Source organism: Vibrio coralliilyticus ATCC BAA-450, from assembly GCF_000176135.1.
Lineage (GTDB): Bacteria > Pseudomonadota > Gammaproteobacteria > Enterobacterales > Vibrionaceae > Vibrio > Vibrio coralliilyticus.
The window spans coordinates 60,717-75,765 of the sequence record NZ_ACZN01000011.1; the positions used below are offsets into that span (position 1 = coordinate 60,717).

Annotated in this window: 12 protein-coding genes; 9 read left to right on the forward strand and 3 right to left on the reverse strand. The window is 45.1% G+C overall.

What is annotated here, in order from left to right:
- Positions 1-717: 717 nt before the first annotated feature.
- The 5 genes from VIC_RS02565 (at position 718) to VIC_RS02585 (ending at position 7,253) form a co-directional block, all read left to right on the forward strand.
- Positions 718-2,433, forward strand: a complete 1,716-nt coding sequence (locus tag VIC_RS02565) for a dipeptide ABC transporter ATP-binding protein (RefSeq protein ID WP_039951204.1) — start codon at positions 718-720, stop codon at positions 2,431-2,433.
- Positions 2,434-2,518: 85 nt separating this feature from the next.
- Positions 2,519-4,069 (forward strand): ABC transporter substrate-binding protein, encoded by a 1,551-nt coding sequence (locus tag VIC_RS02570; protein WP_006957608.1) that lies wholly within the window; start codon positions 2,519-2,521, stop codon positions 4,067-4,069.
- Between the two features lie 173 nt (positions 4,070-4,242).
- Positions 4,243-5,220: an ABC transporter permease gene (locus VIC_RS02575; RefSeq protein WP_006957610.1), complete on the forward strand. Its 978-nt coding sequence runs from the start codon at positions 4,243-4,245 to the stop codon at positions 5,218-5,220.
- Between the two features lie 2 nt (positions 5,221-5,222).
- On the forward strand, positions 5,223-6,161 hold the full coding sequence (locus VIC_RS02580; protein ID WP_006957612.1) for an ABC transporter permease: 939 nt from the start codon (positions 5,223-5,225) through the stop codon (positions 6,159-6,161).
- A gap of 171 nt (positions 6,162-6,332) precedes the next feature.
- Positions 6,333-7,253 (forward strand): SPOR domain-containing protein, encoded by a 921-nt coding sequence (locus VIC_RS02585; RefSeq protein WP_080555899.1) that lies wholly within the window; start codon positions 6,333-6,335, stop codon positions 7,251-7,253.
- Positions 7,254-7,273: 20 nt separating this feature from the next.
- Here VIC_RS02585 and VIC_RS02590 read toward each other — a convergent pair whose 3' ends face one another.
- Complete coding sequence (locus tag VIC_RS02590; RefSeq protein WP_006957615.1) at positions 7,274-8,035, reverse strand: hypothetical protein; 762 nt, start codon at positions 8,033-8,035, stop codon at positions 7,274-7,276.
- A 105-nt stretch (positions 8,036-8,140) separates the two neighbouring features.
- Between VIC_RS02590 and VIC_RS02595 the strand changes: the two genes are divergently transcribed.
- Positions 8,141-9,037, forward strand: a complete 897-nt coding sequence (locus VIC_RS02595; protein ID WP_029236299.1) for a response regulator — start codon at positions 8,141-8,143, stop codon at positions 9,035-9,037.
- Positions 9,038-9,045: 8 nt separating this feature from the next.
- On the opposite strand, the gene VIC_RS02600 is transcribed toward VIC_RS02595, so the two are convergent.
- The gene (locus tag VIC_RS02600) at positions 9,046-10,653 is read right to left on the reverse strand and encodes a hypothetical protein (protein WP_006957617.1); all 1,608 of its coding nucleotides are present in this window, start codon (positions 10,651-10,653) and stop codon (positions 9,046-9,048) included.
- A 412-nt stretch (positions 10,654-11,065) separates the two neighbouring features.
- Between VIC_RS02600 and VIC_RS02605 the strand changes: the two genes are divergently transcribed.
- Genes VIC_RS02605 through VIC_RS02615 form a run of 3 tightly spaced genes read left to right on the forward strand, consistent with a single transcriptional unit; the run spans position 11,066 to position 13,353 of the window.
- The gene (locus VIC_RS02605) at positions 11,066-11,803 is read left to right on the forward strand and encodes a hypothetical protein (protein ID WP_006957618.1); all 738 of its coding nucleotides are present in this window, start codon (positions 11,066-11,068) and stop codon (positions 11,801-11,803) included.
- Positions 11,773-12,156, forward strand: coding sequence for a VOC family protein (locus tag VIC_RS02610; RefSeq protein ID WP_039951208.1), 384 nt, complete (start codon positions 11,773-11,775; stop codon positions 12,154-12,156). Before VIC_RS02605 ends, VIC_RS02610 begins: the two co-directional genes overlap by 31 nt.
- A 6-nt stretch (positions 12,157-12,162) precedes the next feature.
- Positions 12,163-13,353, forward strand: coding sequence for an MFS transporter (locus VIC_RS02615; RefSeq protein WP_006957619.1), 1,191 nt, complete (start codon positions 12,163-12,165; stop codon positions 13,351-13,353).
- 52 nt (positions 13,354-13,405) lie between these two features.
- Here the strand turns inward: VIC_RS02615 and asnB are convergent, their stop codons facing one another.
- Positions 13,406-15,049 (reverse strand): asparagine synthase B, encoded by a 1,644-nt coding sequence (asnB, locus tag VIC_RS02620; RefSeq protein ID WP_006957620.1) that lies wholly within the window; start codon positions 15,047-15,049, stop codon positions 13,406-13,408.

Here is a 15,049-nt window from a genome sequence, read left to right on the forward strand (position 1 = left end):
TTGAGCGGGTGGCGTTTGCTATCCGGCGGACATAAAGAAAATATTGGTTTCTTGCATCCGGATACAAGCGTTTGAATAAGTGCAGTTATGGTTCTCTTTATGCTTACTGTGTCACCTTGAACACTCAGTTTCTTGGTCGTGACACTCTTTCTACCAACAGTCATATATTCTACGTATGCACTAAATAGTTAAGCAGAAATTCCACCTATGCTCGATCTGATTATTGATCATTAATCATGGCAATTTTTGCTATTGATTTACTATTTATCTGGACTAAAGTTTTATTATTGTCGATTTGTATGGTTTAAATTACTAACTATTTAGTTAATTATAGTGGTATGTTTTTATTTTGTTAAATGACTCCATTGTGTTTTTTGTGAATTTTTATTCTTGATTATTTATAACGTCAAGGCCTAAGTCATAACTGGTAGTGCTTATAAACAAGGGGTTTTAGAGGGTATTGGCAACAGGTTTGACCAACCGATGATATAACCTAATTGCATATTTATTTTCATAAGCTGCTTGATATTTGTTCGAAATCGACTTTTTATACTATGTTTGTTGCTTTTCTGTGAATTTTTTGCCAAATTGATGACCTTATAAATTGCCAGAACGGTGTACCCAATTTTATCTAAATTGATTGGGTGGACAGGCTGGCTTGAATGGATTCACTTTTCAGACAGGGCAGAAAACTGCCAAAGCAGTAGAGGTCTGGTAATGTCACTTTTAGAAGTTAAAAATCTTCGAATCGAATACCCATCACGCCACGGTGTGCATGCAGCAGTTAAATCTCTATCGTTCAACATCGAACGAGGAGAAATTGTGGGCGTTGTGGGTGAGTCTGGTGCTGGTAAATCGACAGTCGGTAATGCCGTCATTGATTTGCTGAGCCCACCTGGTCGCATCGCGAGTGGTGATGTTTACTTGGACGGTGAGCTGATCTCAGGCTTATCGGCAGAAGAAATGCGCCAGGTTCGAGGCTCAAAAATTGGATTTATCTTTCAGGATCCAATGACCTCACTTAACCCGCTTTTTACTGTCGAACAGCAGTTGAAAGAAACCATTCATGCCAACATGAAGGTGACGGATGAAGAAGCGTATCAGCGCGCTCTATCTCTGATGCAGCAAGTGGGTATCCCTCAACCGGAAAACCGTCTCAAGCAGTTCCCACACCAATTCTCTGGCGGTATGCGTCAACGCGTGGTGATTGCGATTGCACTGGCTGGTGAGCCGGATCTGATCATTGCCGATGAACCGACGACGGCACTGGATGTATCCATTCAGGATCAAATCCTGAGTTTGATTCGAGAATTGTGTATTAAGAACAACGTGGGTTGTATGTTGGTAACGCACGATATGGGCGTGGTTTCTAACGTAACAGATCGTGTAGCGGTAATGTACCGAGGCGACTTGGTTGAATTTGGTAACACTGCCAAAGTTCTTGGGGATCCGGATCATCCATATACTCGCAGTCTGATTTCTGCGGTACCGCGTTCCGATGTAAAACTCGATCGCTTCCCACTCGTGAGCTATATAGAAGAAGCGCACGAAATGGAACCATTGGATGTGAAGAATCACTGGTTAGGTCAAAGTCAGGATCACCGTGATTACACCGGCTCATTATTGACCGTTGAGAACGTCAATCTTCGCTTTACCACCAAGGATTCATTGTTTGAAAGCCGCCGTGAGTATGTGCAGGCATCGAATAATGTCAGCTTTGAAGTCTTCGAAGGGGAAACCTTTGGCTTGGTAGGCGAATCGGGTTCGGGTAAGTCAACCATTGCACGTGTGATTGCGGGTTTGTATCAGCCAAACTCGGGCAAGGTGACATTCGAGGGCATTGACCTCACGTCTTTGAAGTCAGAGAAAGAGCGTCGCCCTCTACGCCGTCAAATGCAGATGGTGTTTCAGAACCCATACACCTCAATGAACCCGCGGATGAAGATCTTCGATATCATCGCTGAGCCAATTCGTTTCCACAAGCTTACTAGCAATGAAAACGAAACGCGCCAGATCGTGCACGATCTTCTTGATCACGTTGGTCTGGGCAAGATGGCGGGTGTGAAGTACCCACACGAATTCTCAGGTGGTCAGCGTCAGCGTATTTCGATTGCGCGTGCACTGGCAACCCGTCCACGTCTTCTGATTTGTGATGAACCGACATCAGCGCTCGATGTATCGGTACAGGCACAGATTCTGAACTTATTAAAAGATTTACAAGATGAGTTAAATCTAACCATGCTGTTTATCAGTCACGATTTACCCGTTATTCGCCAAATGTGTGATCGAGTGGGTGTGATGCAAATGGGCTCGCTACTGGAAGTGGCGCCGACCGAACAGCTCTTTAGATCACCTCAGCACGAATACAGTCAACAACTGATTTCATTAATGCCTGAATTTACAGGCTTAAGAGAAGAAGTAAAAACGGCGTAAGTCGTAGACATTACCCGATATTTGGGTGACAAAAACAGAAGCAAATACAACAACTAGGGATGAATCCCGCATAAGGAGTTATGCAATGAAAACCATGAAAAGCAAACTAGCAGTGGCTTTAATGGCAGCTGGCTTAAGCTTTAGCGCAGCAGCGGCAGATATCACAGTGGCTTATGATGCTGACCCAGTGTCTCTGGATCCACATGAGCAGCTATCTGGCGGTACACTGCAAATGTCTCACATGGTGTTTGATCCACTAGTTCGTTACACACAAAAGTTAGATTTTGAACCTCGCCTAGCAGAGAAATGGGAACGTGTAGATGACACAACTTTCCGCTTCCAGCTTCGTAAAGGCGTGAAGTTCCACTCTGGTAACGAACTAACGGCTGATGATGTAGTTTGGACGTTTGACCGTCTGAAAGACTCTCCTGACTTTAAAGCGATCTTCGAACCATACGAGAAGATGGTAAAAGTAGACGACTACACAGTTGAGCTAGTATCGAAAGGTGCTTACCCGCTGGTTCTACAGACCGCAACGTACATCTTCCCAATGGACAGCAAGTTCTACTCTGGTAAGACCGAAGATGGTAAAGACAAAGCGGAAGTGGTGAAGCACGGTAACTCGTTCGCTTCAACTAACGTATCTGGTACTGGTCCATTTATCGTCACTCAGCGTGAGCAAGGCGTAAAAGTGACGTTCGAGCGCTTTGGCGATTACTGGGACAAAGACACGGGTAACGTAGACAAGCTAACGTTAGTGCCAATCAAAGAAGACGCAACACGTGTTGCAGCACTTCTTTCTGGTGACGTCGATATGATTGCACCGGTTGCACCAAACGATCACAAACGTGTGAAAGGTGCGAAGAACGTAGACCTAGTAACACTACCTGGTACTCGTATCATCACATTCCAAATGAACCAAAGCAGCAACGAAGCACTGAAAGACGTTCGTGTTCGTCAGGCGATTGTTCACGCGATCAACAACGAAGGCATCGTGAAGAAGATCATGAAAGGCTTCGCAACGGTTGCGGGTCAGCAAGGTCCTGAAGGCTACGCTGGCTACGAAGCGGATCTCGTGCCACGTTACGACCTGAAGAAAGCGAAAGAGCTAATGAAGGAAGCGGGTTACGAAAACGGCTTCACGCTAACAATGATGGCGCCAAACAACCGTTATGTAAACGACGCGAAAATTGCTCAGGCTGCGGCGGCAATGCTGTCTAAGATCGGTATCAAAGTAGATCTGAAGACTATGCCTAAAGCGCAATACTGGCCAGAGTTCGATAAGTGTGCGGCTGACATGCTGATGATCGGTTGGCACTCAGATACAGAAGATTCTGCGAACTTCTCTGAGTTCCTAACGATGACGCGTGACGAAACAACAGGTAAAGGCCAGTACAACTGTGGTCATTACTCTAACGCTGAAGTTGATAAGCTGGTTAACGCATCTAACGTAGAGACGGATCCAGCGAAGCGTGCAGAAATGCTACAGAAAGTAGAAGCAACGCTGTACAACGAAGCGGCGTTTGTTCCTCTACACTGGCAGAACCTTGCTTGGGGTGCAAAATCTAACGTTGATATCGCGCCAATCGTGAACGCGATGAACTTCCCTTACTTCGGTGACTTGGTGGTGAAATAACCCCTCACAGAATTAAGTAGGAATATTGGCACCCTTTTCGGGTGCCAAAACTTAATTTTTTGGTGCTTAGCTTTGTTTCAGTCGGGTTAGGTGCCATTTTTAAGACTGAAAATGCGACCGGAGTACTTCTGGTTTAGCAGACTGAAATCTACGGAAAGTTAAAGGGGCAAGGAATGTTTTCGTTTCTGGTCAAGCGCCTGTTTCAGGCACTGATAGTGATGTTTGTGATCAGTTTGGTGGCGTTTGCCATTCAGGACAATCTGGGTGACCCATTGCGTGAGCTTGTTGGTCAGTCGGTTTCTGAAGCGGAGCGTCAAGCTCTGCGTGATGAGCTCGGCCTTAACGATCCCTTCATTACTAAATACACTCGCTTTGTTGGCGCTGCGCTGCAAGGTGATTTAGGTACTTCTTATTTCTTCAAGCGCCCTGCGGTTGAAGTGATTCTTGATAAGCTGGTTGCGACACTAGAGCTAGTGTTTGGCGCCACAGTTATCATCATCGTTTGTTCGATACCCCTCGGCGTTTACTCCGCGATTCACCCGAAAAGTATATTTACCAAAGTGGTGATGGCGTTCAGTAGTGTCGGGATTTCCATACCGGTCTTTTTGACCGCGATTATGCTGATGTATGTCTTCTCAATTGAGCTTGGCTGGTTGCCGTCCTATGGGCGGGGAGAAACCGCCAATGTGCTCGGCTGGGAATCCGGCTACTTTACTCTTGATGGCTTAGCGCATTTGATTCTGCCGTGTATTGCACTGGCGTCTATCATGCTGCCGCTTTTCATCCGTCTGGTGCGTTCAGAAATGCTGGAAGTGCTGAGCTCTGAGTACATCAAATTTGGTAAGGCGAAAGGCCTAGCGCTGAACAAGATCTACTACCAGCACGCACTGAAAAACACCATGCTGCCTGTTCTAACTGTTGGTGGTGTGCAAATTGGTACTATGGTGGCCTACACCATCCTGACTGAAACGGTTTTCCAATGGCCAGGTACTGGTTTCCTTTTCCTTGAAGCAATCAACCGTGTGGATACACCGCTGATCACCGCTTACGTTATTTTCGTTGGCCTGATTTTCGTTGTGACCAATACCATCGTCGACTTGCTATACGGCATTATCAACCCGACCGTTAACCTGACAGGCAAAGGAGCATAACCATGAGTCAAACAGCAACTGCTCCGTCTCATTTGGAGCGTTTTAAACAATCGGATTTCCTCTACTATTTCAAACGCGACAAAGTGGCAATGGCCAGCTTTACCGTGTTCATGTTATTCCTAGTGATGGCGATTGCCGCACCAATACTGTCACCGACAGACCCGTATGATCTGGCGTCTATTGATATCATGGACTCAGAGTTGCCACCATCTTGGATGGAAGACGGCGACGAGCGTTTTGTTTTGGGTACTGACGAACAGGGGCGTGATATTCTATCGACCATTCTGTACGGCTCACGTCTGTCACTGACCATCGGTTTTCTGGCGGTTGGACTACAGTTAGTGTTGGGTATCGTCATCGGCTTGTCTGCGGGCTACTTTGGTGGTCGTGTAGATAGCTTCCTAATGCGTTTTGCCGATGTACAGCTTTCGTTCTCTACCATGATGGTTGCCATCATCGTATCGGCCATCTTCAAAGCCAGCTTTGGCAGTGACTTTTACAGTCAATATGCCGTTGTGATGCTAGTGGTGATCATTGGTGTCGCAGAATGGCCGCAATACGCGCGGACAATTCGTGCCTCGGTACTGGCTGAGAAGAAAAAAGAATACGTGGAAGCGGCACGTGTGATGGGCTTTAAAGCACCACGCATCATGTTCCGCCACATTCTGCCGAACTGTTTGTCGCCTATCTTGGTGATCTCGACGGTTCAGGTGGCAAATGCCATCATGTCTGAAGCGGCACTTTCTTTCCTTGGCTTAGGTCTTCCGGTCGACCAGCCATCATTGGGTGCTCTGATCAGCATTGGCTTTAACTACATCTTCTCCGGTGCATGGTGGATTACTGCTTTCCCAGGTGTGGTTTTGGTGACATTAGTACTGGTTATCAATCTTTTGGGTGACTGGTTGCGAGATGTATTTAACCCGAAAATTTACAAAGGGTGATCCAAGCCTAAGATTTGATTATAAATATCTCACTACACTAAGAGCCGTAACATGTTACGGCTCTTTTTTTGCATCGACATTTTCTCAACAGTAAGCCGTCAATAATGTCACTATATCGATCACGATATGGACATCGAATTAAAGGTTTGAATTAAGAGTATGGGAATGAGAATGGCCGTTAAATCTAAGCGACCTTTAGTAACACTCATGAGCCTCGCAATATTGGCTTTGCCGATGTTGTCAGCTCCGACATATGCTGAAGAATTTTTGTGTGATGCAACTCAGGCGTCTAGCGACACCTTACCTGTGCTGGATGCTGCTTGCCCGATAGGCAAAGGGATGTGGGGAAAACAGAAGCCAAAAGGTCAGGCGTCTTATTTCTGGATCCAGTGTGGTGTGTACGGCAAACCGCTGGCTTTGCCTGAAGCGAAGAAAATCTATCAACACATCAATTCGGATGTATGGGCGAAACCGGAAGGCAAAGCCTACCGCTGTCTGATTGGTCCATACACAGACTTTGCTGAAGCAAAACAAGACCTGGCTAAAGTGAAGAAGCTGCCAGAGTATAAAGAGGCCTTCGTCCGCGAAGTGGTGAAAGGAGCGCCGACGGCAAAAGCCGCACCAATGACTAAGCCTACAACCAAGCCTAAACCTCAGCCAGCGCCTAGAGTGGCACAACAGCAGACAACGGTGATACCGGCACCAAGCCGACCTGAACCTAAGGTGGTGCCAAAAGCAGAGCCTAAGCAAAAGCAGGATAAAAGCGTGTCGATTCGTCAACACACCACCATCAATGGGGTCGAGTACAAGGTGCCATACGCTCTGTTTGGCAACGACCAGTTCTATATGGAACATGAATTGCCATGGAATCGCATGGACTATGAAATGGCCTATAAGACCTGTTACCGAATGGGAATGCGTCTGGCAACAGCAAAAGAGTGGCAATCTTTGTTGGATGCGAAGGTGATGTCACGAGACAAGTGGCCAATGCACTTACCGTACTGGGGCGCAGAGCGTACTGGACTGTTTTATAGCGGTAAGGTCAATCAGTTGAAAGGCACATCGCTGTTGAATGTCATGTGCGTGAAGTAATCGAAAAACCAGTGGCTCTGCTACTGGTTTTTTTCTTCAGCTTCTTTGAGTAAGTCGAGGTACTTTTTCTCAACAAAGTCTTTCTCTTTGGTAATGTGGTGCAGCTGCTGTTGCACCGCTTCCAGCTGAGCTTTGACTTCTCCGACGTCACCTTTCTCTGCGGCTTTTTTCTTGTAGGTGTCTATGATGCCAAGCAGTTGTTGCCGTTCATGCTGGTATTCTTTCTCTAGCTTATTAAAACCGCCAGCCTCACTGATCTGGACATATTCCTGCTCCAACTGTTCAAACTGTTTCTCTAGCTGCTCTTTCTCCTGTTGCAGGCTTTCGACGGTATCTGATTGTTTAAGAAGTTTATTTTTAGCGGTTCTTAATCCCTTGATGCTGCGGCTGAGGTCGCCTTTGAGCTTTTTGATCAACTGATGCGATTTGCTCAACTTCTGGTTGAGCTCTTCAATCGATTCCTGATCTTGAGCGCTTAACCCCCCGTCATTAGCGGATTTTATTTGTGATACCTGCGCTTCCAACGCCTGCTGGATAATAATGAGGTCATTGAGAGTGTCGCTGTTCTCAGCGGTGTAATTCAGCGCACTATCGACGGATTGCTGGCACAGTTCGTAGGTATTGCGGTCCATATTTTTGCCATGAACGACCTCTCGAGCGAAGTGGCGAAACTCGCGAAGTATCAACAATAGAATCACAAACCATACCAACAAAATGAATAACCCCATGTCGACCGCCAGGGCAATGAGATTTTCTGTGGTGAGAAGAGGCGCTAAATCCATGAACTCATTCCATGTTTTTTGAATCCTAATAGAGTGTAAGTTTAGTTGTCATAACAAATTGTGCCTATAATTTAGACAGCCCCCAGCAAGAGTAGAATGCGATTTGTGAAGATTCTGATTGTCGATGACAGTAAAGCCACATTAGAAATCGTCAGGCGAGCCTTAGAAAATTTCGGCTACCGCCGCTTGTCTATTCAGAAAACCGACAGTGCACTTGATGCTCTTGAACAGGTTAAACAATGGCAGCCAGAAATCGTCCTCACCGACTGGTACATGCCAGACATGACGGGGCTGACCTTAATTGAGGAAATCAAAAAGCTCGAACTGGGCGTCAAGATGGGCATGATTACTACGGTTGACGATCAACTGCAGATTAATCAAGCCAAAGCGGCTGGCGCGAGTTTTGTTTTGTCCAAGCCCTTTGATGACAAAGAGCTGCACCGCAAACTCTTACCATTAGTGCAAGGAGCTGAAGAGAGCGAAAGGGCGCTGGAAAACATCAACGATGTGCAGAAAGAGCTCGCTCTGCCTAAGTTATCTCAGCTGGAAAAGCTGATGAAACGTGAAATCAGCGATCGCCTAGTGCTGAACAATATCCGCCAGCAATCCTTTGATGAGAGTAAAATTCCGTGCCTGCTTGCAGTGTACGAGGATGGCGAAACGCAAAGGCCGCGCGCAGTGGCTATTCTCGACATCTATGCGATTTGTGTATTCTCGCGCAGCAATTCCGCAATCAGTAAGCAAGACCTGCAAAGAGCAATTCATAGCAAGCTGGTGAGCAAAGACATTCTCGATACCTGCCAGCGAGTGCTCGATAAGTCTTCTCTTGCGTTTCTCGACAGTAATTCACGCAAAAGCCTGCGACTGAAAAATGTCAGTTTTATCCCATCCGCGTTTGAAAAGCTCGAAGCTTTGTACAGTAAAGAAGCTGACAAGAGGGTCGACTTCTCCTGTCAGCTGGAAGATATGGCGCAGGGTAAAGTGACCCTGATTGGCTTTTAGTTTATGAGTCAGTGTTGAGTTGGGTGGTTGATATAAACTGGGTTGGAGTAGAACCACAAGTCCTTCCACGCCATGGTAGCAATGTCTGATTGGTCTTTTTGAAGATCAGAGATTGGATTACCTTGAGCATCCACGTATTTATCGGTGCCTTTCGGAGTATTTGAGCCACGTAAGCGCAGGTAATAAGGTTTCTCTTGTGCTGGAACGGTAAAGCTCAGTGATACTGTGTTTCCTTCTCTTGACCAGCTTTCGGTTCCGCTTTCGAAGCTCTGAATGACTTTGGCCAGATCTGTGTATGGCTGGTTATACATTTCATCACCGGGTAGTAATACCTGATTGGTAATGGTGCCTACAATGACATCGACGAACTCGACGTTAACCGCGTCACCATTATTATTCGTTTCTGGCATAGTAAATTGAATATTTACTGTGGCTGGCTGAGTGTGATCGATCGCTTGAACTTCGCCCATCTCAGCTTTGCGGCCGTTTTGGGTTACATGGAAATCGAGTTGTGTAATCAGATCACCATGTGTCGCAAAAGATTTGCCGCTTTTTATTGCATTGATAATGCCTTGAGGTGACTCTTCAGTCAGGTACAAGTGCGTTTTGCTGTACTCACCAGGCCAAAAATCTTTCAGCATGCTGTGAAAGTCACTTCCGACGAAAATCGAAAACTTATGACCTTCTGACAACAAAGCATCCCAGACGCCGCCAACTTTTGCTGTCATATAATCGAAGCCTCCATAGGTTGTTCCATGGTAGGCTTTATATTCCTTGCCTTGGATATCGGTCATCATGATTGGTAGGGTCATTTCATAAGAGCCGCGAGCAGCTGGATTACGCTGATGTCCAGGCGCGCCTTCCATGCCTGCAAACACATTCGGTCCGGTTGCCAACATCTCGCGGATAATCTCAATACGATACTCGTGCTTGCGCGATGGGTGGTTTAGGGTAAAGAAGCTATTGGTTGGATGGTTTTGTTGTAGGTAAGCCACGCCATCCAGCATGTTTTGCTTGTCTGCTCCTCCCTCTGATTGGTCGCTTGGGTTGCCCTTGAAGTATTGGTTATGGAAACTATTGAGCTCAGCGGAGGTATGATAGCCTTCATCGATAAACAGCGTGGTGTGCTCATCTACGTACGGTGCAGTCCATTCCATCCCTTTTAATAGCAGTTTATCGCTAGCCAGCTCTTGTTGACGATAATTGTTCAGATGCTCCAGCATTATATTGGAGTTAAAGGCGTACTCGCGTTCGTGTTTGGCGTGTTCAAAGTTGTCTTTGGCATAGTCGTGGTTGTGTGGCTCTTGTTGATTGTTCCAATCTACGATAAACGAACCTTGCCGCGCCATTCGCCACATATTATCTGATGAGATTTCAAAGCTCTTAAAGCCTCCGTGATCGGTGGAAATCAGGTAGTCCATACCGTATTTGTTATAGCCGATGTCCAGCACGGAGGTAATCAAGTTATGGCCATCTGATGCCGTCGAGTGAATGTGCATGTCACCCGTCACCCAGCGTCCAGTTGGTGTCGTTTCAGTCTTAGCTGTTTCATCTTCACAGCCGGAAAGTAGGGCCAAGAGCAAAAGGAGGGCTGTGTTGTGTTTGTTGATTTTCATAGGAAGAAATTGCTAGCAGATCGTCAAAAGCCGCAGAGTCTATTGTCTGAATATGAAAGTTAGGTTGCGAATACATTTCAACGCTCAGACTCATTATGAATCATCCTAAACAGCGTACTGCCCAACGATAGGATAGGGTGGATGTACAGTAATTAATTATTGGTGCGGGTTATGGTGTGACGAAGTGGTTTTTTTAATGGTGATGTTTTATTTGATGTAAACATTTTTATCTATTTGTTAAATAAAATGTTTTTAATATTATCCTTGGAAGCTTTTGTGCATCTCAATGTGATTTTTCTGCTTTTACCTCAATTATTGATAACCCGTTTAATTCGGCCTTACTTTTTGTAGTAAAACAAAATGCATAAGGTATGATACGCATATTGTTTTTTGCTGATAATACTAACAAGTCATGGATGTACGTAACGCTGACATGGAAGCGATGTGCCATGTATTCAAACGCTATGTTGAGTACATGGGAGTCGATCAGACGGTGTCTTTCTCTCGAGTGGATACACAACTTGAGCAAGTAAAAACCGTGTCGACTAACTATTCATGGCATCTGGCTTATTGGGGCGACGAGCTGTATAAAAACCTCCATTCGCGTCTCAAGCCGGGCATTAACCTGTGGAACAGTCAAGGGGCCCACAATTTCCGTGAGTCAGCGAAAGCGAGCCATAACCGCGTCGATATCGTGACCAATCAGGGCTCACAGTACGACATCCTCTCCATCTCTTTGCCAATCACGCCGTTACCTTGCGATGTGGTCAGTCAGGCGATTGCGTTCCGTCCTAAGGTCAATCACCTTGCGCTTGAATGCTGGAGTGATAAAGAGATACAAATCTCTATTGATAGCTTGTCAGCCGCCAATTCAGTTCAGTCGAATTATGACGAAGAGAAACCTTATGTGTTCGGCAATCTGACGCTGACACACGATGAGCTCACCAGTGTGCGTTACTTTCTTGAGATGAAAACCTTTCAAGAGGTGGCTCTGCTTCGAGGTTGCCAAGAGGCGGAAGAAGCGCGGCGACTCTATATCATCAAATGCAAACTGGGCTGTGAACCTCAGCCTGATTCGGTCTTCTTTAGAAAACTGGTGGAACATGGAGTGACAGTCGCATGTCTGGACAGTTTCATCACGTATCGCTAACGGTCAGCGATTTAGTCGCCAGCCAAAATTTCTATGCATTGTTTGGTTACCAGCTTGAACGAAGTTATCGGGATGAGCAGGTCACCATTCATATGTTGGAAAACCAAGGCTCGAGAATCGAGCTTTTTCATTTTTATGGGGACGTTTCAGCCCCAGTTTCTGAATCATTGATCGCGTTAAAAAGAGTGGGCATCACCCATTTCGCTTTACGTGTGAATGATCTTGAAGCCTTTCATAGAAAATTATCGGAAGTCACCAACATCACTACTATTTACAACGCTAGGCTAGGTAGTTTCCGTTACTTTTTCTGTTCAGACCCCGATGGAAATCAATTAGAACTTATAGAGGAGTAAAACAGAATGTCACTCACCTGGAAACAGCGCACCAGTGCTGTCCTTGGTAATGCCATGGAGTTTTATGATATCGCTGTATTCGCATCGATATCTATGTACATTTCCCAGCTATTTGCCACCCAAGGCATTGAGCACTCAGAGCTGGTGGTGTGGGGCGTATTTGCCCTGAGATTTTTGATCCGACCTTTTGGCGGCGTTGTGATTGGCCGCTACGCCGACAAATACGGGCGTAAACGAGCACTGGTTTTTTGTAACCTTCTGACTGGCTTAGCTACGGTATCGATGGCATTTGTACCAGTCGACACGGTCGGACAGTACGTGGTGGTTGTGTTCTTGTTCTTCCAAATGATTCAAGCGTTTAGCTTTGGGGGCGAATACCCAACCCTAATCAATTACCTTCTCTACGATGCGAAGAAATCAGAACGCTCACGTGTGAGCAGCTTGATTGTTGCGAGTTCTATTGTCGGTGTCATCATTTCTCTCCTTATCGTTGCAGGCTTAGAGCATTACTTAACGGCAGAAGAAATGAGTGCTTGGGGCTGGCGAGTGCCGCTGCTAGTGGGTGTCGCGAACATTATCGTAAGCTTATATTTGCGTCTTTCTCTACCTGAATTGCCGAAAGCAGAAGCGGTAGCAAGTAAGTCGAGCCGTCAGATCATTGCCAAAGTGTTTTGTATCTCCATTCTTGGTGCGGTGGTGTTCTATGTTCAGAACCTAGCGAGCGGTATCTTGGGCAAAGCGATGGGGATTGAGAACCTCGCACTGATCAACTCGTCAGTACTGGTGGTATTGCTGTTCGTATTTTCGTTTGTCGTCGACAAAAGTTCCTCACCACAACAAGCATTTAAAGTCGGAGCGCTGTTTATGCTGTTTGCAGCGGTCCCCTTGTTTGCGCTACTTGGTTCCAGCGAATTCATCTGGCAAGCGTTAGCAGTGTTGGGTATCAGTACGTTGGCAGCGATTATTTTAGGTAACTTGGCCGCGCTGTTATGGCAGCAATCTGCTAACCAAACCACCAGCTTAGGTATTGGTTATAACATTGCATTGTCTATCTTTGGTGGCCTAACACCACTGATCGTGACAGAAGCCATGCTGCTTAGCTCCGCCTATGTGGGTGTTTATGTTGCGATCGCGACATTACCGGGGCTAGCAGTGCTGTATCGCTTCGAGAAAGGTAACCAGTTAAGCTATCAGTAAGGCACAGAAGTGATAATTTGGGCATCAAGTTCAGATGCCCAAATCAGATTACTTAGGCTGATTCACTATTGCGATGAATATTCTTCACTGCACGGCCTGACGGATCTGCACAAGACTGGAAGGATTCATCCCAAGCGATAGCATTAGGAGTCGAACAAGCTATTGTTTTGCCATGAGGAACACAAAGAACTGCTGAGCTGCCTCCGAAAAAGCTTTCAAAGATACTCCGGTATAAATAACCTTCTTTCGTTAACGGTGTGTTTGTTGGGTACTTTAAACTAGCTCTTTCCATCTCTGGTGTGGAGACTTTAGTTTCAGCATAAGAATGGATTTTATCAATCCAAGAATATCCAACCCCATCAGAAAATTGTTCTTTTTGTCGCCATAGAATCTCATCAGGCAAGTAGTCGATGAAGGCTTCACGAAGAACTTTCTTTTCAATCACACCGTTACCACACATCTTTGAATTGGGGTTTAGAGTCATCGCACATTCCACAAACTCTTTATCTAAGAAAGGAACGCGGCTCTCAACTCCCCAGGCTGCCATAGCTTTGTTTGATCTAAGGCAATCGTATTTATGAAGTTGTTCTAGTTTAAGAACGGTTTCATCATGAAATTCTTTAGCATTTGGAGCCTTGTGGAAGTACAAGTAACCACCGAAGAGCTCATCACTTCCTTCTCCAGATAAAACCATCTTCAATCCCATAGCCTTAATCTGCCTAGCCATTAAGTACATGGGTGTTGCAGCTCGAATAGTAGTTATATCGTAAGTTTCTAGATGGTAAATAACATCTTTAATTGCATTAATGCCATCTTCAATATTGTAAATCACTTCATGGTGAATGGTTCCAATACTATTTGCCACCTCTCTAGCTGCTTTTAAGTCAGGAGAGTTTTTTAGACCAACAGCGAATGAATGCAAAGGATTAAGACCCTTCGAACGCCTTATTTTCTGAGCGACAGATGCAATGATTGAAGAATCTAGCCCTCCAGATAATAGTAGGCCGAATGGAACATCACACATCATGTGCTTTTCGATAGATGTACATAATGAGTCGTGAATAACTTTCAAGTTGGAAACGTTATTTTTGACTGAGTCATACTCTTTCCAAGAGTAATGATTGTATTGTTGTGGAGTATCACCATCTTTGCTCCAAATATAGTGACCAGGTGGAAAATCCATAACGACATCACATATATCGATAAGTGCCTTCATCTCAGAAGCTACATAAAGATTATTATTTTTATCAAATCCGTAGTAGAGCGGTATTATTCCTATAGGATCTCTCCCTATTAAGTAGTTGTCCGTTTTGGAGTCATAGATTGCGAAGGCATACATACCACTTAAATAATTAAACAGTTCAACACCATATTTATTGAATAATGGAATTATTACTTCACAGTCTGAATTAGTTTCAAAATAATATGAATTAGAATAATTATTTTTGAGTTCAATATGGTTGTATATCTCACCATTTGCAGCAAGATATAAATCTAGTTCGTTGCTATGAATTGGTTGCTTACCATTTTCAATACCAATAATAGATAACCTTTCATGGGTCATTGAAAATGTGTCATTGGATATGGATGACGAGTCATCTGGACCTCTATGTCTAATTTTTTTAGACATTTTCAGAGCTGTCTCTTTTAGGTTTTTATTTTTATATTTTGAGTGTATAAATATAAACCCACACAT